This window comes from Rhodococcus sp. I2R (assembly GCF_020889545.1).
Classification (GTDB): domain Bacteria; phylum Actinomycetota; class Actinomycetes; order Mycobacteriales; family Mycobacteriaceae; genus Rhodococcoides.
Genome location: NZ_JAHUTG010000027.1, coordinates 17,614 through 44,612 on the forward strand (window position 1 = coordinate 17,614; position 26,999 = coordinate 44,612).

The following is a 26,999-nucleotide window of genomic DNA, read 5'->3' on the forward strand; positions in this document are numbered from 1 at the left end:
CCGTAGGCGAACGAACAGGTGCATTTTCAGGCCAATGATATCCCTGGCTGACGGTTTCACATTGCAGAAACATCATGTCGAAAGATAGTTCTCGAGTGCGGTTCCGATTTCGGCGAGAACCTCGGGTTCGATCATTTGATTGTGCGCACAATCGATCGAACGAATCGCAAGCTTTCCGGTCACGAATTCATTCCATTTTTCCGGATCGCGCCTAATTCCGTCGCCGGACCCCTTTGCTGCCGCGAAGAACAGAATATCGCCGTCGAATACGTCGGGCTCGAAACTGCTCATGATGGCCGTCGAATTCGCGAAGCCATCGTTGATGCGTTCGAGATGCCCCGGCGTCAGACCCGTCTGCTGCCCGAACGAGGTGTCCAGCAACTCGACGGCGCCCTCGTATGTCAGCGGCGCTCCCCCGGTCGCACCGGTGACGTCGAGGCCCAGCCCTGCCAGTAGCTCCTCGACACTGAGCTTGCCCTGCGGCATTGCATCGGAACTATCGACATAACTGTCCATGATGGTCAGCGAATCGACCTTCTCACCCGCCCGACGTAGCTCCACCGCCACCGCGTGTGCAATGGCCCCACCCAGCGACCAGCCGAGCACGTTGTACGGACCATTCGGCTGCACACGGCGGATCTCTGCTGCATACCGGCTCGCCAGAGCCTGGATCGAGTCGAATGTTCCACCCTCGGAAATGCTCGGCAATTGTATGCCGTACACCGGCCGGTCCTCGGCCACGTGGCGAACGATGCCGGCATATCCCCAGGACAAGCCGATTCCGGGATGAATGCAGAACAGCGGACTTGCCGTACCCTCCGCGCGAAGCGGAATCACCACCCCGAAGGTGCTGGTCAGACCTGCCGCAGCGTCCGCGTCGCCACCGTCGATACGCGCCGCCAAGCCTGCGGCCGTCGGATCGAGGAACAGCGACTGCAACGGCACCCGCACCCCGGTGGCCGTCTCGAGCGCGGGCACCACCCGTGTCGCGACGAGTGAGGTACCGCCCAGGTCGAAGAAGTTGTCGTCGACGCCGACCAGTTCCACTCCGAGTATGTCGGCGAAGACTTCCACGACCGCGTGCTCGGTCGCGGTGGACGGTGCGCGGTACGCCGCGGTGCTGGTGGCGAGTTCCGGTACCGGCAATGCACGGCGATCGAGCTTGCCGACGGGTGTCAGCGGAATCTCGTCGAGCATCACGATCGCCGTCGGCACCATATGACGCGGCAACACCGCGGCCACATGCTCGGTCAGCTCCGAGGAGTCGACCGAACAACCTTCGGCAACTCGCACGTAAGACACGAGCACGGTGTCCCCGGACGGCGCTGTGTGCCCGACTGTCGCAGCGAAGCTCAGCGCGTCGTGGTCGGTGAGCACGGAGTCGATCTCGCCGAGTTCGATTCGGAAACCGCGAACCTTGACTTGGAAGTCACTGCGCCCGACGAACTCGATGGTGTGATCGGCGGTCCACCGCACCACGTCGCCGGTCCGGTACATGCGTTCGCCCGGCTCGCCGTACGGGTCGGCGACGAAACGCTCCGAGGTCAACGCGAACCGGTCCAGGTAGCCGCGTGCGGTGCCCGGTCCGGCGATGTACAGCTCGCCCGGCACTCCCACCGGTACCGGACGCAGCCGGGCGTCGAGAACGAGGAAGCGGAACCCGATGGCTGGACGTCCGACGTCGACGACCTTGCCCGGAGCCAGCGGGTCACTGACGCTCGCCTGGATGGTTGTCTCTGTCGGTCCGTACCCGTTGAACATCATCCGGCCCGGTGCCCATCGGCCGACCAACTCAGGCGTGCATGCCTCGCCGCCCAACGCGAGAACTCCCACGTCGGGGAGCCGATGACCGTCGATGGACGCGAGAGCTGCCGGCGTCATGAACGCATGCGTGACATGAGACCGCTCGAGGAGCTCGGCCAACTCATCGCCGCCGAAGACGCCCGGTGGTACGACCACCACGGTGGCGCCGACACCGAATGCCATCGTCAGTTCGTAGATCGACGCGTCGAAGCTCGGTGATGCGAGGTGCGAGATCCTCGACTCGCGCGTCGGGTGGAACCGAGCCGTCACTTCGTCCTCGAGATAGGCGAGTCCGCGATGTCGGACTGCGACCCCCTTCGGGCGTCCCGTGGACCCCGAGGTGTAGATCAGGTATGCGGGATGGTCGAGGTGCAACGTCGCCGTGCGGTCGGCGTCGGTGATCGTGTCGGTCGGGTAGCGCTTGACGTCCCTGGTGAAATCCTCGTCGTCGAGTACCAGCCAGGTGATTGTGTCGGGCAGCGAATCCCGGTGATCGAGCACGGTCAGTCCGATGGGTGCCTGCGAGTCGTCGAGCATGTGGGCGATGCGATCCGACGGGTAGTTCGGATCCACAGGAAGGAATGCTGCACCGGTTTTCGCCACCGACCAGATCGACAGAATCGACTCGATCGACCGCGGGAGCGCGAGCGCGACGAACGTCTCGGGCCCGACCCCGAAATCGATCAACATGCGTGCGATCCGTGTCGACCACGCGTCGAGGTCTCGATACGTCAGACCGACGTCGCCGAACTCGACGGCAATGCCGTCGGGGTTGGCGGCAGCGGCGATCGCCAGGATGTGCGGCCACGTGTGCGGCGCATTCCCCTCCTCGCCGCGAGCCGGTGCCAGAACCGTGAGCTCGTCGGCGCCGAGCACGTCGACGTCGCCCACGGGGGATGTCGGATCGAGAACGACAGTACTGAGGATTCGAACGAATCGGTCGGCGAACGACTGCACCGTCGATGGATCGAACAGCGCCGTTGCATAATCCAAGGCACCTTCGATACCTGCCGGCTCGCCGGCCTCGTCGAAGTTCTCCGACAGCAACAGCTGCAGGTCCTGTTTGGCGACCGGGACGTCGAAGTCGAATCCCTCGACAGTCAGATCCGGCAACTCGAGACGAGCCTTCGTGTTGTTCTGGAACGACAGCGCCACCTGTGAGAGCGGTGCGTACGACGTCGACCGCGGCGGATTGACCACCTCGACAACCCGTTCGAAGGGAATGTCGGTGTTGTCGAACGCTTCGAGATCGGCGTCGACCACACGAGCGAGCAACGACTCGAAGCTCTCGGCCCCGTCCACGACGGTGCGCAACACCAGGGTATTGACGAACATGCCGATCAGATCGTCGAGCGCGGCCTCTCCGCGACCCGCCACCGGTGTCGTGATGGCGATGTCATCGGTCCCGCTCAGTCTCGCCAGCGTCGCGGCGAACGCGCTGTGCACGAGCATGAACATCGTCGCGCTGCGAGTGCGTGTGAACTCGACGAGTCGGCGATGAAGATCCGCATTCATCTCGAACTTCACCCGAGCGCCGCGGAAATCCTGCGTAGTCGGTCGCTGTCGGTCCGTCGGCAATGGCAACAGGTCGGGCACGCCGCGCAGCGAGGTCTGCCAGTAGTGCAGCTGACGTCCGGCCAGGCTCTCGTGATCGTCCTCGCGGCCGAGGAGCGATCGCTGCCACAGCGTGTAGTCGGCGTACTGCACGGCAAGTGGCTGCCACGCGGGCGCAGTGTCCGCGATGCGAGCGGAGTAGGCGATCATCACATCACGTGCCAGCGGAGCCATCGAGGCGCCGTCCGCGGCGATGTGATGAACCACCACAGCGAGCACGTGCCTGGTCTCGTCCGCGTCGCCCACCCGGTACAACGCGAGTCGAATCGGGATCTCGTTCGTCACGTCGAATCCACGGCCGGCGAAACGTCCGATGGAGCCGAGTAGATCGGCGTCGTCGATCGTCACGACCTCGACGTCGGGGATGACCTCCGATGCCTCGTGAATGTGCTGCTCTGGAACGTCGCCGTTGGATGGGAACGTCGTGCGCAGAGACTCGTGGCGATCGAGGAGATCGGCCACCGCCGACCGCAGCGCAGACACATCGAGAGTTCCGGTCAGCGACACCACGAGCGGCACGTTGTACGCGGGCGACGCGGGATCGAACCGGTTGATGAACCACATACGCTGCTGCGCGAGCGAGAGCGGAATGCGCTCCGGCCTTGCGTCGGCGCGTAGCGCCGGTCGGGCGGAACCGGATGTCGCCCCAGCCGCCGTCGAACTGCCGACGAGAGCCGCCAGCCCCGCAACGGTAGGTGCCTCGAAGATGGCGCGAACACCGAGACTGGTGCCGAGCACAGAGTTGACCCGCGCGATGACGCGCGTGGCGGACAGTGAATCGCCGCCGCGGTCGAAGAAGTGATCGAGTGCGCCCACCTGCTCGACGCCGAGTGTCTCGGCGAAGACCTCGGCGACAGCGGACTCGGCAGCAGTGCGCGGAGCAACGTATTCTCCTGCGCTCGAACCGAATTCCGGTGCTGGGAGTGCGCGACGATCGAGTTTGCCGACGGGAGTCAGCGGGATCTCGTCGAGTTGGACGATTTCGGAGGGCACCATATGGCCCGGCAGGCTGGCTGCGGCATGCGCAGTCAGCTCGCCCAGGTCGATGCTCGCGCCAGCGTTGGCGGCACGTACATATGACACGAGAACAGTTGCGCCGCTAGGCGATTGGGCACCGACTGTAACGGCGAAGTCGACCGAGTGATGCACTGCCAGCACCGCGTCGATCTCTCCGAGCTCGATGCGGAATCCACGGACCTTGACCTGGAAGTCGCTGCGGCCGATGTACTCGACGGTATGGTCCTCGGTCCATCGAACTACGTCACCCGTGCGATACATCCGTCCGCCCGGCGCTCCGAACGGATCTGCGACGAACCGCTCCGACGTGAGCGAAGGCCGAGCGTGATATCCCCGGGCCAATCCGGCACCGGCGAGGTAGAGCTCGCCCTGCACACCCACGGGAACCGGTTGCATCCGAGCGTCCAGAACCACTTCGTGGACACCTCTGACCGGCCCACCGATGGTCAACGACGACCCGGCGACGAGCGGATCGGAGATGTTCGACATGATCGTCGCCTCCGTCGGACCGTAACCGTTGTACAGATTCCGCCCCGGCGCCCACCGGGACACCAACTCTGCCGGTACCGCCTCGCCGCCGACGACGACGTGTTGGAAGGCGTCCAGTCCCGACGGATCGACCGAAGCCAGCGCGGATGGGGTAATGAATGCGTGCGTGACCTCCTCCTCGAGCAGGATCTCGCGGAGTTCGTCGCCGCCGTACACGGTGGGCGGAACGATGACCATCGTTGCGCCCACGCCGAATGCGAGCAGGTATTCGAGCACCGAAGCGTCGAAGCTCGGCGAGGACACATGCAGCGTTCGGGAATCGGGCGTGATCTGGTAACGCTCGGCCTGTTCGTTCGCGAAGTTCTCGAGGCCGGTGTGCGTGACGACGACGCCCTTGGGCAAACCAGTCGATCCCGATGTGTATATCGCGTACGCCGCACTGTCCAGACCGACACCGGCTACTCGTTCGTCCTCGGAGAGTGGCTGCGCCGAGACCTCGGAGAGTTCGTGCGCGGTGGCCGGGTCGTCGAGCACGATCCAGGCTTCACCGGCCGACAGTGTCCGTGGCAGCGCATCGACATGATTGCTGACCGTGATGCCGAACTGTGCGCCGGAGTCGTCGACCATGTGCTCGATGCGGTCCCGCGGGTATCCCGGGTCGATCGGCACGAACGCTGCTCCGGTCTTGGCGACCGCCCACACCGACACGACTGATTCGATCGAGCGAGCGAGCCCGAGTGCGACGAAGGATTCTGCCGACACACCGCGCGCCAACAGCACACGCGCCAGTCGGCTCGAGCGACGATCGAGTTCGTCGTAGCTGATCGACTCCTCGCCCAAGCGCAGAGCGATTCGACCCGCGGATGCGAGCGCTGCGCTCTCGAAGACGTGGGCCAGGAGCCGGGTCGATCCACCTTCCCGTCCGCGCACCGGCGCGAGATCAGCGCGTTCTGTTTCGCCGAGCAGGTCGACCTGCGCCAACGGTGTGCGGTCGTCGGCAACCACGGCATCGAGGACGCGTACCACTCGCCCAATGATGCGCTCGATCTCATTCTGCGAAAACAGATCCGGCAAGTACTTCGCCTTGAGGTGCAGCTGATCGTCCACCGACGCCACCAGAGTCAACGGGTAGTGCGCCGCGTCGGTGCCCAGAACGTCGGCGACTTTGAGGCCGGCGATATCCGTCTCCTCGGACAGTCCGGCCCGATCGACCGGGTACGACTCGAACACGGTCAGGGTGTCGAACGAGACGCCGTTGCCCGCGGCGCGTTGGATGTCCGTCAGACCGAGGTAGTGGTGATCGAGTAGCGACGCCTGCTCTGCCTGTACCCGATCGACGAGATCGCCGATGGGCTCGGCTGGATCCAGACTGATCCGAACCGGCAGCGTGTTGATGAACAAACCGATCATCGACTCGATACCCGGAACCTCCGGCGGGCGGCCCGAGACGGTCGCACCGAACACGACGTCAGCGCGTCCGGTCAGAGCCGAAAGCACAACGCCCCAGGCGCTCTGCACAACCGTGTTGAGAGTCGACCCGCGCTGCGCCGCCAGATCACGCAGCGATGCGGTCACCTCTCGAGAAAGCGAGTACGTCGTCTCGACCGAGCTGGTCGACAGTTGGCGTCCACGATCACCGTCCGACAGCAGGGTCGGCTCTTCGACGCCGGACAGTGCTCTGACCCATTCGGCGCGGGAGAGTTCGGCGTCGCGCCGATGCATCCACGCAAGATAATCGCGGTATGCGGGAACGCGCGGCAGCATCGAATCATCGCCCGCCGTCGCGTACAGCGTCAGCAGTTCCTTGATGAGCAGCGGTGTGGACCAACCGTCGAGCAGGATGTGGTGGTTGGTCATCAACAGGCGCCACTCGCCGTCGGCCTTGGTAATGAGCGTGAATCGCAGCAGCGGAGCGCGGTCCAATACGAACCGTGCCGCCCGATCGGCCTCGAGAACAGCCTCGAGGGCAGCCTCTACGTCGGGTTCTCCGCGAAGGTCCACATCCGACCAGGGAACCTCGACGCCTGTCTGGACGACCTGCAGCGATTCACCGTTGGCGCCCGAGACGAACGCAGCCCGGAGATTGGGATGGCGATCGAGCAGCGTCTGAGCGGCAGCCCGCAACCGCTGCGCGTCCACGACACCGCGCAGCTCCAGCCCGAGTTGCACCATGTACGCATCGACGCCGTCTTCCCCGGCCCCGAGATCGATCTGCTCGTCCACCTCGCCCGCCAAGCGCGCGTGGAACAGCAGGCCGGCCTGCAGCGGCGACATCGACCACACGTCGTCGAGGCGCGGGAACTGCTCCTCGAGGGAGGAGATGGTCTGTTGGTCGATGGCCACGAGGTCGAGGTCGGAAGGCGTGTAGCCACCCGCCTCCGGCGCGTCCGTGTGCTCGGTCAGTGCAGTCATCGCCGAGACCCACAGTTCGACCAGGCGATCGACCTCGGACGCGGTGAGCACACCCGTCGGGAAGGCGAACGTGGCGTCGAGAACCGGGCCCGCCGAGGTCGTGTTGGTGACGGCATTGATATCGAGCAACGCCGGAACCGGCATGTCCGGGTTCTGGGCGTCGCCGAGTGTGGAGTCCGATACCGGGATCCAACCGACATCGTCCATACCCTCGGACGATCCGGTGGCGAAGCGACCGAGGTAGTTGAAGCTCACCTGTGGGCGCGCAAAGCCGCCGAGTACCGAGCGGCCCTCCTCGGTCAGGTACCGCGAAAGTCCGTACCCGATCCCGTGATCGGGGATGGCCAGCAACTGTTCCTTGACGGCCTTGACGGTCTCGCCGGCTGCTCGCCCGCCGCGCAGCGCGTCGTCGATATCGATGCCGGAGATGTCCAGGCGTACCGGGAAGATGGTGGTGAACCAGCCGACTGTTCGCGAGAGGTCCGCACCGGGCACGACGGCGTCCTCGCGTCCGTGACCTTCGAGGCTGACCAGCGCGGAGTCGACGTCGCTTCCACGCTCACGGCGCCAGGCGGTCAACGCCACAGCAAGTCCGGCCAGCAATCCGTCGTTGACGCTGCCGTGGAACTTCTCGGGGACAGTCGTGAGGAGTCGCTCGGTCACCTCGACCGGCAACGACGTCCTGATTCGCTCCACCGTGGCATCGACGTCGATTGTGGGATCGAGAGCGCGCGAGCCGATGACCGGGTCCACTCCCGAGAGCATGTCGGTCCACAGGGCCAGCTCGTCGCTGCGATCGGCCGCGACCTCCACCAGGCCGGTTGCCCAGCGGCGCATGGATGTTCCGGTTTCGGCCAGTGTCGGTTGCGCACCGGCGACGATCTGCGACCACGCCGTGGCGAGATCCGGCACGAGAATTCGCCAGGAGACGCCGTCGATGACGAGGTGGTGGGCGACGATCAGCAATCGACCGGAACCCGACGGCGCCTCGAACCAGACCATCTCGATCATGCGGCCGGTCGAGGGGTCGAGACGGTCGGCCGCCGCGTCGAGTTCCGCGGCGGCGCGCGCCGAGAACTCGTCACCGGCGACGTCGTCGACGCTGACGTGATGCAGCACCGAGGCTGCGGACACCGTTCCCGTCGGAGCAACGGTCTCGACCCACTGACCGTGCTCGTCCAGATGGAGCTGTGCCCGGAACATGTCGTGCGTGTCGAGAACGGCCTGGATCGTCTGTTCGAGTACATGCGATTCGATACCGGTCGGCAACTGGAGAAGCGCGGTTTGGGTGTAGCGGCCGAAGGATTCGCTGCGCTCGAGCATCCACTGGACGATGGGGGTCAACGGCAGTTCGCCGACTCCCCCGCCGGTCAACTCTTCGAGGACCACTGCCACGGTGTCCTCGGCCATGGCGACGACCTCGGCGAGGCCTGCCACGGTCTTGCGTTCGAAGACATCACGTGGCGCGATGGCGAGGCCCGCAGCTTTCGCCCTCGACACCAGCTGAATCGACATGATGCTGTCGCCGCCGAGCGCGAAGAACGAATCGTCCACGCCGACCTTGTCGAGGCCGAGCACCTCGGCGAACAGTGCGGCAAGGGCTTCCTCGACAGCACTGGCAGGTTGACGGCTCTGCGTCACCCGAGCCGAGAAGTCCGGTGCGGGCAGAGCTTTGCGGTCGAGTTTGCCGTTGGCGGTCAGCGGTAGCTCGGCGAGTACCACCAGCGCGGCCGGCACCATGTACGCCGTCAACGACGCACTGACTTCGTCGAGGACCGCGGTGGTATCGAGAGTGCGGCCCGCCTCGGGAACGAGGTAACCGACGAGTCTCTCACCGGCACCGTCGTCTCGCACCGACACGACAGACTGCGCGACACCGTCGCATCCGAGCAGCGCCGACTCGATCTCGCCCAGCTCGATGCGGAATCCGTGTAGCTGGACCTGCATATCGCTGCGACCGAGGTATTCGAGTTGTCCGTCGCGGTTCCAGCGTGCGGTGTCACCGGTCCGATACATCCGTGTGCCGTTCGCATCCGGATCGGCGACGAAGCGCGTCGAGGTCAGTCCGGTGCGGCCGAGGTATCCGCGCGAGAGTTGGCCACCCGAGACGTACATCTCGCCGATGACGCCGGGAGGAACCAGCCGCAGCCGGTTGTCGCGGACGGAGACGGTCAGCCCCGGAATTGCCTGCCCGATGACGGACGCCGACGCCGACGCCGCGAACTCAGCGGTGAGCGGCAGGTAGCTGACATGCACCGTGGTTTCGGTGATGCCGTACATGTTCACCAGCGTCGGAGCGTCCTCGGCGTGACGGGTGTACCAGCGTCCGAGCTGGCCTAGATCGAGCGCTTCACCGCCGAAGATCACGTAGCGCAGGGCGAGACGATCGGCCTCGGCAGGCGCGTGTCGGTCGGCCTCGGCGAACTGGTAGAACGCCGTCGGCGTCTGGTTGAGCACGGTAACCTGCTCGGCCACGAGAAGCTCACGGAACAACTCCGGCGAGCGTGCCGTGTAGTAGTCGACGACGACGAGCTTGCCGCCGTAGAGCAGTGGTCCCCACAGCTCCCACACCGAGAAGTCGAATGCGTAGGAGTGGAACATCGTCCACACGTCGGACTCGTCGAATTCGAATTTGTCGACGGTGTTCTCGAACAGCGTGGCGACCGTTGCGTGGCTGACCTGAACGCCCTTGGGGCGACCGGTGCTTCCCGAGGTGTAGATGACGTAGGCGATGGATTCGGCGCCGGCGTCACCGTGTCGGTCCGCCGGAGTCAGGTCGGTCGAGGCGAGTCCGTCCACAGCCTCGGCCGTGTGGGGCTCGTCGAGGAGGATCTGCACGAGATCTCCGGCCGGCACCGAGGCTGCGTCCGCCACCGTGGACACGACACAGACCGGTTGCGCGTCCTCGAGCATGAACGCCAGGCGGTCTGTCGGATAGGTGACGTCGACAGGGAGGTAGCCGCCACCGGCCTTGAGTACGGCGAGAAGAGCGACGACGAGCTGTGCGTTGCGCGGCATCGCCACGGCAACGAGGCTTTCCGGTCCGACGCCTACCGAGACGAGCATGCGTGCAAGCTGATTGGCACGCGCATTGAGTTCGGCGTAGGTGAGAGACTCGTCGCCGTACGTAACCGCGGTGGATTCCGAGAACCGCGCTGCAGCTGACTCGAACCGGGCGACCAGGGTATCCGCCGCCGGTGTCGTACCCGGGTGGTTCCACTGCGACTGCATTGCTTCGAGCTCGGCTGCGAACAGTACATCGATGTCCCCGACGGCTGCGTCGGGATTCGATGTCACTGCGTCTACGAGTGCGATGAAGCGATCGGCGAATTCGCGGACCGTCGACTCCTCGAACAGGTCCGTGGCGTAGGTGATGGCAACGGACATTCCTGCGGGAGTGCCGTTGTCGGCTTGATTCTCGGCGACGGTCAGCTGCAGATCGAACTTCGCGATGCCTGCGTCGAACTCGAGACCTCGGACGTCGAGTCCGGGGAGTTCGAGGTGTGCGGTGGTGTTGTTCTGGAATTCGAGGAGGACTTGGAACAGGGGTGAGTGGTCGGTCGAGCGTGTGGGTGCGAAGGCGTCGACGAGTCGCTCGAAGGGGATGTCGGTGTTGTCGAAGGCGGCGAGGTCGGTTGCGCGGGTGCGGGCGAGGAGGTCGGTGAAGGACTCGTGCGGGGAGACCTCGGTGCGCAGCACCAGGGTGCCGACGAACATGCCTACGAGGTTGTCCAGGCCTGCTTCACCGCGGCCGGCGATGGGGGTTCCGACGGTGATGTCCTCGGTGCCACTGAGCCGCGCCATCAACATCGCCCAGACGGCGTGCATCGCCATGAACATGGTCGAGTGCTGCTCCCGCGCAATGCGAGCCAGCGCGATGTGCGCCTCGGCGGGGATCTGGAACGACACGGACTTGCCGCGCATCGATTGCTGGGTGGGTCGTGGGTGGTCGAGCGGCAACGGCAACACATCGGGCACATCGGCCAACGTCTGCGACCAGAACGCCAACTGCTTCGACGCCACCGACTCCGGATCGTCCTCGTCACCGAGCAACGACCGCTGCCACAACGTGAAATCGGCGTACTGCACCTCGAGCGGCGCCCACGACGGAGCACTGCCGGAGACCCGCGCCGAATACGCCACCATCACATCCGCCGCCAACGGCGCCATCGACGCACCATCAGCGGCGATGTGATGCACCACGATCGCCAACACGAACCGATCGAGCGACTCCGAGTCCGCATCGACGACCCGATACAACGACGCCCGGAACGGACGATCCACCGTCACATCGAACCCACGCGAGGCATCGGCCAACACCCGCGCCGACACCTCAGCGGACTCGACCTCGACAACATCGAACGAGAAGACTCCGACCTCGGCCGGATGAATCAACTGATGCGGCAACTCCCCCACCGTCGGGAACGTCGTCCGCAAACTCTCGTGCCGAGAAACCACATCGGACACCGCAGCACCCAAGGCAGCGATGTCGAGTGCACCGGTCAACTGCACCGCAAGAGGAATGTTGTACGCCGCCGAGGACGTATCGAACTGATTGATGAACCACATCCGCTGCTGCGCCTGCGACAACGGCACCCGATCCGGACGCTCCATCGGCACCAGAGCCGGACGGTTGGCGTCGGCGGGCTGGCCCACGCTTCGGGCGGCGAGCGTTGCCACCGTAGGGGCTTCGAACAACGCGCGCACCGTGATCGACGAGCCAAGGGCAGAGTTCACCCGCGAGGTCACCCGGGTGGCACTGAGGGAGTCACCGCCCAGGTCGAAGAAGTTGTCGTCCAGGCCGATGGACTCGATGCCGAGTACCTCCGCGAACACCTCTGCAACTACACGTTCGGTGTCGGTGGTCGGCTCGCGTCGCTCAGCCCCGCCGGTGAGTTCCGGGATCGGGAGTGCGCGTCGGTCCAGCTTGCCGGCCGGAGTCAACGGAATGGACTCGAGCACCACGAACGCAGACGGAATCATGTGCGCGGGCAGCGAACCCGCCACATGCTCACGCAACACATCGGTATCGACCTCGTGGCCGGCGACCGGCAACACATACGAGACCAACACGGCGTTCCCCGCCGACCCATCGACACCGAGTGTGGTGACGAAATCGACCTCGTGCAGCGCAGCGATGACCGCATCGATCTCACCGAGCTCGATACGGAAACCGCGCACCTTCACCTGGAAGTCACTACGACCGACGTACTCGAGCGCACCGGAGCTGTTCCAGCGCACCACATCACCGGTGCGATACATCCGCTCACCAGCACCGAACGGAGCCGCAACGAAACGCTCCGCCGTCAAACCCAACCGATCGTGATACCCACGAGCCAAACCGGGACCCGCCAGATACAGCTCACCCGCAACACCCACCGGAACCGGACGCAAACGGGTGTCCAGCACGACCGTGGAGAAACCGCGCAGCGGTTCGCCGATGGCGATCGGGACGCCAGGCGACATGGGGGCGCTCAGCGTGGCGAACACGGTTGCCTCGGTCGGGCCGTACGCGTTGAACATCGACCGGCCGGGAGCCCAGCGATCCACCAACTCCGGACCTGATGCGTCGCCGCCAGTCACGACGACCTGCAACTCATCGAGACCCGACGGGTCCACCGAGGCCAACGCAGCAGGGGTGATGAACGCATGTGTCACCGACTGCTCCCCCAGCAGGTGCGCCAATTCTGCGCCGCCGTACACATCGGTCGGCGCAATCACCAGCCTCGCCCCGCCGGAGAACGCCAACACCATCTCGAGCACCGAGGCATCGAAGCTCGTCGACGCAAACGCGAGCACACGTGCATCGGTTGTCACACCGAACCGGTCTCGCTCCTCCTCCGCGAAGTTCGCAAGCCCGCGGTGGGTGACGACAACACCCTTCGGCACACCCGTCGAACCGGACGTGTAAATCAAGTACGCCGCATCATCGAGCGACGGAACAGGCAACACAACAGAATCCAGATCAGCTGCAGCAGAATCCGATTCGCCGTCCAACAACAGCCACTGCACACCCGGACCAGCCTCGGAAAGCACCGAGACGTACTCCGAGACGGTCACACCCACCACAACACCGGAATCGGAAAGCATATGCGCCACACGATCGATCGGATACGACGGATCCACCGGCAAGAACGCAGCACCGGACTTCGCCACCGCCCACACCGCAACAACCGACTCCACCGAACGACGCAACCCCAACGCCACGAACGAACCCACACCCACACCACGCGAGGCCAACAACCCAGCCAACTCCGACGAACGAGCATCCAACTCGCCATACGAAACCGACACATCACCCGCCACCAACGCCACAGCATCGACACCAGCAACAGCAACCGCCGAAGCAAACACCTCCGACAACAACCGACCCGCCACCGACACACCACCACGCACCGGCACCAACACCGCATGCTCGGCCTCCGACAACAACTCGAGCTGGCCGACCCTGAGATCCGGTTGCGTCGCAAAAGCTTCGAGGACGCGCACGATGCGCGCGAGAATGGTCTCGATCTCGCTGGACTGGAACAGTTCCGGCAGGTACTTGGCCTCGATGTGCAGACGTTCGTCGACCATCGCCACCAGGGTCAGCGGGTACTGCGCAGTATCGCTGCCGTCGATGATGTCGGCCACGCGCAGCCCGGCGATATCCGTCTGGTCCGAGAAGCCGGCGCGATCGATCGGGTAGGACTCGAACACGGTCAACGTATCGAATGCGACGGCCGGTCCCACCGCGCGCTGAATCTCGGTCAGCCCGAGGTAGTGGTAGTCCAACAGATGAGCCTGCTCGGCCTGAAGCCGCTCGATGAACTCGCCCAGCGTTTCGTGCGGGTCCACGGTGACACGCACCGGCAGGGTGTTGATGAACAGACCGATCATCTGCTCGATGTCGTTGATCTCGGGTGGTCGGCCCGACACGGTCGCCCCGAACAGGACATCGGAGCGTCCGGTCAGTGTGGCCAGGACGGTTCCCCATGCGGCCTGAACGAGCGTGTTCACGGTGACACCGCGCTCGCGGGCGACTGTACGGAGTCGCGCAGTGTCCGATGGCTCCAGCGAGGTCCGGTCGATTCCGGCGATGGTGGATTCCTGGCGGCGGCTTTCGACCGGCGTGAGCAGAGTCGGTTCCGGCAACCCGGACAACGCCTCGACCCATGCCGTCCGCGCTCCGGCGGTGTCGCGCCTGGCCATCCACGCGAGATAGTCACGGTAGGCAGGCACCCGCGGCAACACGGAATCGTCGCTGTCCGTCGCATACAGCGTGAGCAGTTCCCGGATGATGAGCGGAGTCGACCAACCGTCGATCAGGATGTGATGGTTGGTCAAGACGAGACGCCACCGTGCCTCGCCGACCGCAATGAAGGTGAATCGCAGCAGCGGTGCCTGCGCCATGTTGAATCGGGTGGATCGGTCTACGGCCATCAGGGCGTCGAGTTCGACCTGCGCATCGGCCTGACTCAGCTGTGTCAGGTCATGCTCGAGCCACGGGACTCGTACCGATCGCTGGACTACCTGAACGGAGTCGCCTTCGAGGTTGTGCACGAAAGCGGTCCGCAAGTTCGAATGGCGGTCCAGGAGGGTTTGCGCGGCACGATGCAGTCGGGCGGCGTCGACCGTACCTGTCAGTTCCATGACCAGTTGCACGATGTACGCGTCCACGGTCTGATCCGACAGTTCCGCGTGGAAGAGCATCCCTGACTGCAGCGGCGACATCGACCAGATGTCACTCAGAGTCGGGTAGCGACGTTCGATGTCGTCGATGGAGTGCTGGTCGAGGGAAACCAACTCGAGATCGGACGGGGTGAATCCGCCTGCAGCAGAGGTATTCGCGTGCTCTGCCAGGCTCGACAGAGCTGCGACCCAGAGCGTGGTCAACTCTTCGACGTCGGCGCGATCGAGTACGCCCGTCGGGAACGCGAACGTTGCCTCGAGCACGGCGCCGTCGCTACCACCGGTGGTCACCGCGTTGATGTCGAGTACCGCCGACACCGGTAGGTCCCGATTCTGGACGTCACCGATCTCGTCGTCGTCCACCGGCAACCAACCGACGTCCCGCAGGTTGTCCGGGATGCCGGCGCTGTAGCGCCCAAGGTAGTTGAAGCTGATCTGCGGACTGCTGTACTGCGAGAGCGCATTCCGAGATTCGGCATCGAGATACCGGAGCAGACCGTAACCGATGCCGTGGTCGGGAACGCTGAGCAGTCGCTCCTTGACCGACTTGATCAAGGCGCCGGCGGCCTCGCCACCGGCGAGAGCGTCGTCGATGTCGATACCGCGGAGATCGACCCGAACCGGGTAGATGGTGGTGAACCATCCGATCGTGCGTGCCAGATCGGCGCCGGGCACCACCTGGTCCTCGCGTCCGTGCGCTTCCAGGCTGACGAGAGAGTCCTCGGTGACGACTCCGTGAGTGCGACGCCAAGCAGCGATGGCGAGCGCCAGCCCCGCCATCAGTCCGTCGTTGACGCTGCCGTGAAAGACCTCCGGAACGGTGGTCAGCAGATGCTCGGTGACGTCGGAGGGAACATGAACCTCGACACGATCGACAGTGGAATAGACATCCATTGCGGGATCGAGGCTGCGGGCGCCGATCAGGGGGTCGGTGCCGGCGAGAGTGTGCTCCCACATCGGCAACTCGTCACGGCGCTCTGTGGCCACCTCATGCAACCCGTGAGCCCAGCGGCGCATGGATGTGCCCACTGGCAGCAATACGGCGTCGTCACCTGCACTGATCTGCGACCATGCTGTCGCAAGATCCGGTACGAGAATGCGCCAGGACACCCCGTCGACGACGAGGTGATGCGCCACGATCAGGAGACGTCCCGGCTCGACGCCGGCATCGAACCAGACGAACTGGATCATCACACCCGTGGACGGACTGAGTCGCTGCGAAGCCCTGTCGAGTTCGGCCGCGGCCGTCGACGAGAACTCGGGACCCGAGGTGGACTCGACATCGATGTGGTGTAGGACCGCAGCCGCAGCAACCGAGCCTGCCGGTTCGACGTCCATGGTCCAGACATCCCCGTCCTGCCGCAGGCGTGCTCGCAGCATGTCGTGATGATCGAGGACGGATTGAACCGTGCGTTCGAGAATCGGCCGGGTGATGTCGCCGGGCAGCGTCAGCAGGGCAGTCTGCGTGAATCGGTCGAAGACGTGGGTACGGTCGATCATCCACGCGACGATGGGCGTGAGCGGGACGTCACCGACGCCGCCTCCAGACAACTCGTCCAGGACGGTGACTGCGGCACCCTCCGAGGCGAGCGCGACCTCGGCGAGAGCGGCAACGGTCTTGCGCTCGAACACGTCCCGCGGTGTGAGGACCAGTCCTGCTGCCTTGGCTCGGGACACCAGCTGAATCGACATGATGCTGTCGCCGCCGAGCGCGAAGAACGAATCCTCCACGCCGACATGGTCGAGTCGGAGAACCTCGCAGAACAGAGCGGCCAGCTGCTTCTCCACAGGAGATTCCGCGTCTCGCGAGGACACGGGCCGGTGGTCGAAGGACGGCTCCGGTAGCGCCCGGCGGTCCAGCTTTCCTGCTGGGGTGAGCGGAATGGAATCCAGCGCGACGAAAGTCGTCGGAACCATGTGTGACGGCAACGACTGTGCCACGAACTCGCTCAACTGCTGCGGATCCACCACGGAACCCGGTGTGGGCACCACGTAGGCGACGAGGATTGTATTGCCCGCGGGGCCCTTGGCACCAGCGCTGGTCACGAATGCGACGTCGGGGTGCGCTGTGAGAACGCTGTCTATCTCACCGAGTTCGATGCGGAACCCACGAACCTTCACTTGCGAGTCGCTTCGCCCGACGAACTCGAGTGCCCCGGACCGGGTCCACCGGACTACGTCGCCGGTGCGATACATCCGGCTGCCGGGTTCACCGAACGGATCTGCCACGAATCTCTCGGCCGTGAGAGCCAAGCGTCCGTGGTAGCCACGTGCAAGACCGGGGCCCGCGAGATAGAGCTCACCCGGAACCCCGACGGGCACCGGACGTAGACGGGAGTCGAGGACGACCTCAGCGAATCCGATGGTGGGCGATCCGATGTCGACCGGTGCGCCGGCGATCAGCTCGTTGCTGATCGAGGAGAAGATCGTTGCTTCGGTGGGGCCGTACGCGTTGAACATCTTTCGGCCGGGTGCCCACCTGGTCACCAGTTCGGGTGGACATGCGTCGCCTCCTGTGGCGATCACCTTCAGCGTGGACAAGCCGGCAGGATCGACGGATGCAAGTGCGGCCGGTGTGACGAATGCATGGGTGACCTTGCAGACGGCGATCAAACGAGCGAGTTCCGGGCCGCCGTACAGGGCAGGCGGAGCAATGACCATCGTTGCTGCTGCGCCGAAGGCAAGCATGAATTCGAGGATCGAGGCATCGAAGCTCGGGGACGCGAACGCGAGGGTTCGTGAGCCAGGCGTGACGTCGAAGCGAGTTCGTTCCTCGGCGGCGAGGTTGGCCAAGCCGCGGTGGGTGACGACGACGCCCTTGGGCAGTCCCGTCGATCCGGACGTGTAGATGAGGTATGCGGCATCATCGATGCGCAGTGACTCGACCCGGTCGGCGTCGGTGACCGGTGCATCGGAGAACTGTGCAGCTGTGTGCTGGAAATGTGCGTCGTCGAGCACGACCCACGCGATCGCATCGGACAGTGCGGCCAGTGCCGCGGTGTCGGATGTCGTCGTCAGACCCAGTGTCGCGCCGGAATCGACGATCATGTGTTTGATGCGGTCCGCCGGGTAGGTCGGGTCCACCGGCAGGAACGCTGCACCTGCTTTTGCACACGCCCACATCGCAACGATCGTTTCCGGCGAACGGGGCAGCGCCAGCGCGACGACGTCTCCCGCGCCGACACCGAAGTCGGCCAGCATGCGCGCCAATTGCGATGAACGAGAATCCAGTTCGCCGTAGCTCACGACGGAGTCTTCGAAGATCAGGGCATCCGCGTCGCGACCGGCCAGCGCGACGGCGTCGCTCAGGATGTCCGGCAGTAGCCGCTGCTGGGCCGAGTCCGGGCCGTGCACCGGCGCCAGATCGCTGTACTCGTCGGGCGAGAGCAGTTCGATGTCACCGATTGCCGTGGCCGGGCTCGATGTCACCGCGCCGAGTATCGTCGCGAACCTCTCGGCGAAGGCGGCGACGGTGGATCGTTCGAAGATGTCGGTGGCGTAGCGGAACACACCCTCGACTCCGGCCTGAACGCCGTTGTCGTCGAACGATTCCGAAATGGTCAGCTGTAGATCGAAATTGCTGGTGTCGTTGGCAAGATCGACTGCCTCGATATCGAGACCCGGCAACACGATGTTCGGTGGCTCGGTCTGTTGGAACTCGAGCATGACCTGGAACAGTGGCGTGTACGCCGTCGACCTGGCGGGGTCGAGAGCGTCGACGATGCGCTCGAACGGTATGTCGGAGTGAGTGAAGGCAGCGAGATCGGCGGTCCGCACGTCCGCGAGCAAGTCGAGGAACGACACCGAAGGATCCAGCTCGGTGCGCAGTACGAGGGTGTTGACGAACATCCCCACCAGATCGTCGAGCGATGCGTCGCCGCGGCCGGCGATAGGGGTACCGATCGAAATGTCGGTGGAGGCGGACAACCTGGACATCAGCACGGCGAGCGAGGCGTGCACGATCATGAACACGCTCGAATCGCGTTCTGCAGCAAGCTCGGCCATGTGCTGGTGCACGTCGGGGTCGATCGCGAACGGTACCGTCGCGCCACGGAACGAAGCCTGGGTAGGCCGCGGTCGGTCGAGGGGCAGTTCGAGAACCTCTGGAGCGCCGGACAACGTATCGGTCCAGAACGCGAGCTGAGTCGACATCAGCGAGGACGAGTCGGACTCCGAACCCAGGAACTTGCGCTGCCACAGCGAGTAGTCGGCGTACTGGACCGCTAGAGGTGCCGTGTTCGGAGCCTCTCCCTGCGTGCGCGCACTGTAGGCAACGATCAGGTCGCGTGCGAGGGGCGCGGTGGAGAAACCGTCGGAAGAAATGTGGTGTACGACGAAGGCGAGAACGTGATCATCGGTTCCGAGCTGGACAAGTCGCACACGCACGGGAACCGAACTGGATACGTCGAATCCTGCGGTGGTGATCTCGGCGACGAGCTCGTGCATGTGTGTCTCGGACTCGGCCGTGACTGGTTCGAGCACTGGAAGCGCTTGGTGCGCCGGCAGAATCGACTGAACCGGCCCGTCCTCGGTGAGTGGGAACACAGTTCGCAGCGATTCGTGGCGGTCGATCACATCGCCCATTGCACTGCGCAACGCGTCGATGTCGAGCTGCCCTGTCATCCGCATGGCGAAAGCCACATTGTATGCAGCAGAGGTCGTGTCGTACTGGTTGATGAACCACATACGCTGCTGCGCGAGTGAGACAGGAATCGACTCGGGGCGTTCGGCAGGCACGAGCGCCGGCTTCGGATCCGTCCGATTTCCCTGCGATTCGACGATTGCAGCCAGCGCGCGAACCGAGGGGGCGTCGAAGAGGTCGCGGACGGTCAGCGTGGAACCGAGAGCCGAGTTGACGCGAGCAACGAGTCGCATGGCTACCAGCGAATTGCCGCCGATACCGAAGAAGTTCTGCGTGACACCGATCTGATCGGCTTCGAGGAGGGCACCGAACTGGGCGGCGATTATCTCCTCGATCGGATTCGACGGAGCGACTATCTCGTCGTCCGTCGATGCGAACGTCGGCTCGGGCAGCGCCTTGCGGTCCAACTTGCCGCTGGCGTTGAGAGGAAACTCGTCGAGTTCGACGATCAGGGACGGCACCATGTAAGAAGGCAACGACTGCGCTACCGAGTCGAGAACCGTCGACGAATCGAAGGAGACTCCGCGCTTCGGAACGACATACGCGAGGAGAATCTCACCGGTCGATGGATTGGTGTGCACGACAGCGATTGCCTGGGTGACGCTCTCGTGACGCAAGAGCGCTGCTTCCACCTCTGCCAGCTCGATACGCAGGCCTCGCAGTTTGACCTGGAAGTCGGTGCGTCCGATGTATTCGAGGTTGCCGTCGGCGCGCCAGCGGACGAGGTCACCGGTCCGGTACATGCGGTCGCCGGGTGCGCCGTACGGGTCGGCAACGAAACGATCGGAGGTGAGATCTCCGCGTCCGACGTATCCCCGTGCCAGCTGTGTGCCGGCAAGGTACAGCTCGCCGGGTGCACCGATCGGTGCAGGCTTCAGCGAGGCATCGAGCACGAACACGCGTGTGTTCCACACCGGCGCACCGATAGGGATGGCAGTGAGGTTCGGTTCGTCGCAGTGGAAATACGTCACGTCCACGGCCGCTTCGGTAGGACCGTACAGGTTGTGCAGGGCGGCGTCGGAGAACTCAGCGAAGGCGTTCACCGTGGCCGGCGGCAATGCTTCGCCGCTACAGAACACCAACCGCAGCGACAAGCAGTCCCCGGCATGGGCGCCGTCGACGAATACCGCCAGCATCGACGGAACGAAGTGCAGCGTCGTGATGTGCTCGCGGAGGATGAGCCGCGACAGGTACTGCGGATCGCGATGCCCGTCCGGCGCCGCGATGACGAGCTTGGCACCGACCTGGAGTGGCCAGAAGAACTCCCACACCGACACGTCGAACGTGGCTGGGGTCTTCTGCAGCACGGTATCGGACGGTTCCAATGAGTACTCGTCCTGCATCCAGAGCAGACGGTTCGCAATGGCTCCATGGGTGACGGCCACGCCCTTCGGCCTACCCGTCGAACCGGAGGTGTAGATGACGTATGCGGTGTTGCGTCCGGTGAGATCGCCGAGCCGTTCATCGGACGCGAGCGGTTCGGTTGCGCGATCGGACACGTCGATGAGGTCGACGGCGAGCACCGGGGTTGCTACCTGGACATTGATCCAGTCGCGGCTGGTGGTGAGAATGCACACGGGCTGTGCGCTGTCGATGACATACGCAGACCGATCGATCGGGTGATCCGGGTCGATCGGAACATATGCAGCGCCAGCCTTGACAATCGCATACATTCCGACCAGTAGGTCGGTGGACCGCCGAATGGCGAGGCCCACATGCGATTCCGGACCCACCCCCAACGACACGAGGTGCCGTGCAAGTTGATTCGCCCGTTCATCGAGTTCCCCGTAGGTGACATGCTCGTCCTCGAACACCAACGCGATCGAGTACGGGCTGCGAGCGACCTGCAGACTGAAGAGAGAATCGAGAGTCGGATCCTCACCCACTACGCCCGGCAAGGCGTGATCGGTGGAATTCCACACTCGCACAACCGTTGCGCGTTCCTGCGCCGACAAGATATTGAGTTCGCGCACAGGTATCGACGGAGCCTCGACGACCGAGGACAGCAGCCGCAGGAAGCGGTCGACGAAAAGGTCGATTGTCCTCGCGTCGAACAACGCCGTCGCGTAGGTGAACGCGGCACTGGAGGCACCGGATTCCGATACCTGTTCGTCGACGCGAAGCTGCAGATCGAACTTGGTGGTGCTGGTGTCCAGCTCGGTCAGATCGACGTCGAGTCCGGGGAGTTCGAGGTGTGCGGTGGTGTTGTTCTGGAATTCGAGGAGGACTTGGAACAGGGGTGAGTGGTCGGTCGAGCGTGTGGGTGCGAAGGCGTCGACGAGTCGCTCGAAGGGGATGTCGGTGTTGTCGAAGGCGGCGAGGTCGGTTGCGCGGGTGCGGGCGAGGAGGTCGGTGAAGGACTCGTGCGGGGAGACCTCGGTGCGCAGCACCAGGGTGCCGACGAACATGCCGACGAGGTTGTCCAGGCCTGCTTCACCGCGGCCGGCGATGGGGGTTCCGACGGTGATGTCCTCGGTGCCACTGAGCCGAGAGAGGAGAAGTGCGAGCGCAGAGTGCACGACCATGAACAGAGTGGCATCGTGTGCAGCGGCGCAACGCGTGAGCTGCGCACGAATCTCGGACGGAATCTCGAATCGAGTCGTGGCGCCGTCGACAGTTTGCTGGGTGGGTCGTGGGTGGTCGAGCGGCAACGGCAACACATCGGGCACATCTGCCAACGTCTGCGACCAGAACGCCAACTGCTTCGACGCCACCGACTCCGGATCGTCCTCGTCACCGAGCAACGACCGCTGCCACAACGTGAAATCGGCGTACTGCACCTCGAGCGGCGCCCACGACGGAGCACTGCCGGAGACCCGCGCCGAATACGCCACCATCACATCCGCCGCCAACGGCGCCATCGACGCACCATCAGCGGCGATGTGATGCACCACGATCGCCAACACGAACCGATCGAGCGACTCCGAGTCCGCATCGACGACCCGATACAACGACGCCCGGAACGGACGATCCACCGTCACATCGAACCCACGCGAGGCATCGGCCAACACCCGCGCCGACACCTCAGCGGACTCGACCTCGACAACATCGAACGAGAAAACTCCGACCTCGGCTGGATGAATCAACTGATGCGGCAACTCCCCCACCGTCGGGAACGTCGTCCGCAAACTCTCGTGCCGAGAAACCACATCGGACACCGCAGCACCCAAGGCAGCGATGTCGAGTGCACCGGTCAACTGCACCGCAAGAGGAATGTTGTACGCCGCCGAGGACGTATCGAACTGATTGATGAACCACATCCGCTGCTGCGCCTGCGACAACGGCACCCGATCCGGACGCTCCATCGGCACCAGAGCCGGACGCGTCGGAGAGCCAACGGAGTCTGTGGCCCGAACTGCGAGGGCTTCGACCGTGGGCGCTTCGAAGAGGTCGAGAACCCTCAGACCGGAGCCCAGTTCGGCGTTGACCCGCGCGATGACTCGCGTTGCCACCAGGGAGTTTCCACCCAGTTCGAAGAAGCTGTCATCGATACCGATGGCTCCACCGTCGAGGAGCTCTGCGAACACTGCAGCGATGCGATGCTCGTGATCTGTTCGTGGCGCTCGGTACGCTGTGGAGCGTTCGAGTTCGGGAGTGGGGAGTGCGCGTCGGTCCAGCTTGCCGGCCGGAGTCAACGGAATGGACTCGAGCACCACGAACGCAGACGGAATCATGTGCGCGGGCAGCGAACCCGCCACATGCTCACGCAACACATCGGTATCGACCTCGTGGCCGGCGACCGGCAACACATACGAGACCAACACGGTGTTCCCCGCCGACCCATCGACACCGAGTGTGGTGACGAAATCGACCTCGTGCAGCGCAGCGATGACCGCATCGATCTCACCGAGCTCGATACGGAAACCGCGCACCTTCACCTGGAAGTCACTACGACCGACGTACTCGAGCGCACCGGAGCTGTTCCAGCGCACCACATCACCGGTGCGATACATCCGCTCACCAGCACCGAACGGAGCCGCAACGAAACGCTCCGCCGTCAAACCCAACCGATCGTGATACCCACGAGCCAAACCGGGACCCGCCAGATACAGCTCACCCGCAACACCCACCGGAACCGGACGCATTCTCGTGTCCAGGACGAGCTGCGCGGACCCGGAAATCGGCGAACCGATGGTGACCGGCTCACCGACGGACATAGCCTCACTGACCGACGAGAACACAGTTGCCTCGGTCGGACCGTACGCGTTGAACATCGACCGGCCGGGAGCCCACCGCTCCACCAACTCCGAACCGCAGGCGTCGCCACCGGTCACCACCACTGTCAAAGCAGTCAACTTCGACGGGTCCACCGAGGCCAACGCAGCAGGGGTGATGAACGCATGTGTCACCGACTGCTCCGCCAGCAGGTGTGCCAATTCTGCGCCACCGAATACATCGGTCGGCGCAATCACCATCGTCGCGCCGCCGCAGAACGCCAACATCAGTTCGAGGACCGAGGCATCGAAGCTCGTCGAGGCGAAAGACAGTGTACGCGAACCGACTTCGACTTCGAAGCGTTCGCGCTCGAGTGTGGCCATGTCCGCGAGCCCGCGGTGGGTGACGACAACACCCTTCGGCACACCCGTCGAACCGGACGTGTAAATCAAGTACGCCGCATCATCGAGCGACGGAACAGGCAACACAACAGAATCCAAATTATCTGCAGCAGAATCCGATTCGCCGTCCAACAACAGCCACTGCACACCCGCACCAGCCTCGGAAAGCACCGAGACGTACTCCGAGACGGTCACACCCACCACAACACCGGAATCGGAAAGCATATGCGCCACCCGATCGATCGGATACGACGGATCCACCGGCAAGAACGCAGCACCGGACTTCGCCACCGCCCACACCGCAACAACCGACTCCACCGAACGACGCAACCCCAACGCCACGAACGAACCCACACCCACACCACGCGAGGCCAACAACCCAGCCAACTCCGACGAACGAGCATCCAACTCGCCATACGAAACCGACACATCACCCGCCACCAACGCCACAGCATCGACACCAGCAACAGCAACCGCCGAAGCAAACACCTCCGACAACAACCGACCCGCCACCGACACACCACCACGCACCGGCACCAACACCGCACGCTCGGCCTCCGACAACAACTCGACGTCGCCCGTGATTGCTGTCGGGGTGTGCGCCGATGCCGTGAGCAACCGGATCAGGCGCTGGGCATGTGCCGCGATGGTTTCCTCGGTTGCCGAGTGTTCGCGGTAGGCGAGTTCGATGGTCAGACCGGCGGGGACGCCCAAGGCGTCGAACGTCTCTTCGACGTGCACGACCAGGTCGGCCCGACCGAGGTCTTCGGGCGAGTAGGAGCAACCGAAGGACAGCAGAACTCTGACGAGGTCGGAACTACTCGTTGCGTGTTCACCGAGGGCCTCGGACACCGACTGGAACGACACGTCGGCATGGTCGAGGGCTGCGGCATCGACGCCACGAAGTTGCGCCGCAATATCGCTGAAGGTGTCCGTCGAACGAACCGTGCCGCGAAGGGCGACGACGTTCTCCCGCGTGGCCGGGGTGCGGGCACCGATCACTACATCCGGTTCACCGGACATGCGAGCGAGGAGCACGGCCAATGCCGTGTGTACCGATACCAGGACGCTCGAGTTCTGGGCGGTGGCGGCAGCGAGCAACGTGCGATGAAGGACGCCGTCCACCGAGGTCGTGTAAGACGTAGGCGCAGGCTGGTCCTGCCGTGAGCCGACCGCGATACCGGGCAGGCCGACCGGATCGGGGGCGTCGACCAGAACTGACGTCCAGTATGCCAATTGCTCGCGCTCGAGCCGACGGAGCCGGCCGATTGCGGCGCTGTCCGGATGCACGTCGTCGATGACATCGTGGGGACTTGCCGCTACGAATGAACCCACGATGTCGACGAAGTTTCGGTGGTGTTCAGCCAGATCGTCGTCTTCGTACCGATTCGGGTTCGCTCGGAAATCGACGAAGGTCCTCGACGGTGAGCCACTTTGGTAGACGTTGACCAAGAGGTCTTCGACCGGGCCGGATGTGACGATGTTGAATTCGCCCACGATGGGCCCGAGGTGGATTTCCTGGTGGAACAGCATCACATTGACCAGGGGCCCCACGAGAGCGCTGGACTGGCCTCGACTCGTCAGGTCGCGGCGTATGTCTTCGATGCTGAACCGCTGGTGCCTCAAGGCGCCCATGAGTTCGAGTTGCACTTGTTGAACGAGTTCGCCGACGTTCTGGCCGTGCTTCACTCTGATCGACAGCGGCGCTACGTTCACCAACATGCCACCGGATCGGCGAAGCACTGCCGTGGTTCGCGCCGAGACGGGGATATTGACCAGCACCTCCTCGCGGCCTGTCATGCGAGAGAGGTAGCAGGCGAACGCGGCGATCACCACGGCTGCGGCCGTGGCACTCTTGGTGGCGTCGGAGTCCTCCAACGCGTCGACGACGTCGACGGGGAGTGCCGCACTCTCGAGCTTGCTGGCCGCAATCGTGGCCCCCGAGGTTCCCGCCAGGGTGGCGCCGTCCTGGGCTCTCCCGACATGCTCGGCCCAGTACTCGCGATCGGTTTCGAAGCGGCTCGACGAGCGGTAGGTCTGATCCAGGTCGTACAGGGTCTGTAGTGCTGCGGCTTTCGCAGGTGATGCCTCGCGGCCTTCGAGCTCGGCGGTGTAGAGCTCGGCGGTCCGATTCACCACGGTCATAGCGCCGTATCCATCGAGTGCGACGTGGTGGATCTTGCTGTACCAGAGATAGCGGTCGTCTTCGACGTGAATGACCCACACACTGACGAGCCGGTCGGTCATGACGTCCATCGGCGCTGTGTAGTTTGCGTCGATCCACGCCTTTGCTGCGCCCATCGGATCGGACTCCGCGCGGAGGTCCATGTAGTCGACCGAGTCGTCGATGTCGTGATCGATGACCTGCATCGGCTCGCCGTCGACCTCCAACAAGCGGATGAACGCCGACTGGAACTCGTGGCCTGCCTGCCGGGTTGCTTTGCGTAGAAGCTCGAGGTCGAGGTCGCCGCGCAGATCGACGTACTGCGCAATGCATACCGGCACCTCTGGTGCCAGCTGCTGAGCGAACCACATTCCGCGCTGAGCCGAAGACAGTGGGAAGGCTTTGGACGCATCGAGACCCTGGGAAGGGGTGCTTCGAGAATCGCCTGAGACCGCGGCTCGCATTCAGAAGCCTTTCTGAATCGAATTCGGTGACGCAGCGATCGATCGCGGTGCCGTTCTTCCCAGAGGTTTCATGGCAGAAGCGATCAATGTTGAATCCGTTCTCGTTCGTGCGTCATCGGTGCTGAGTGTGGTCTGCCGCGTGAACCTGCCGCTGGTATGCCAGCAGC

Annotated in this window: 1 protein-coding gene; it reads right to left on the reverse strand. The window is 64.2% G+C overall.

Annotation, left to right across the window (positions count from 1 at the left end; all coding sequences use genetic code 11):
- Positions 1 to 72: 72 nt before the first annotated feature.
- Positions 73 to 26,832: a non-ribosomal peptide synthase/polyketide synthase gene (locus tag KVY23_RS21585; protein WP_230558195.1), complete on the reverse strand. Its 26,760-nt coding sequence runs from the start codon at positions 26,830 to 26,832 to the stop codon at positions 73 to 75.
- Between the last annotated feature and the right edge of the window lie 167 nt (positions 26,833 to 26,999).

Bases quoted from the DNA above. Each gene is read 5' to 3' on its own strand.
- KVY23_RS21585 (WP_230558195.1), bottom strand. From the start codon at position 26,832: ATGCGAGCCGCGGTCTCAGGCGATTCTCGAAGCACCCCTTCCCAGGGT.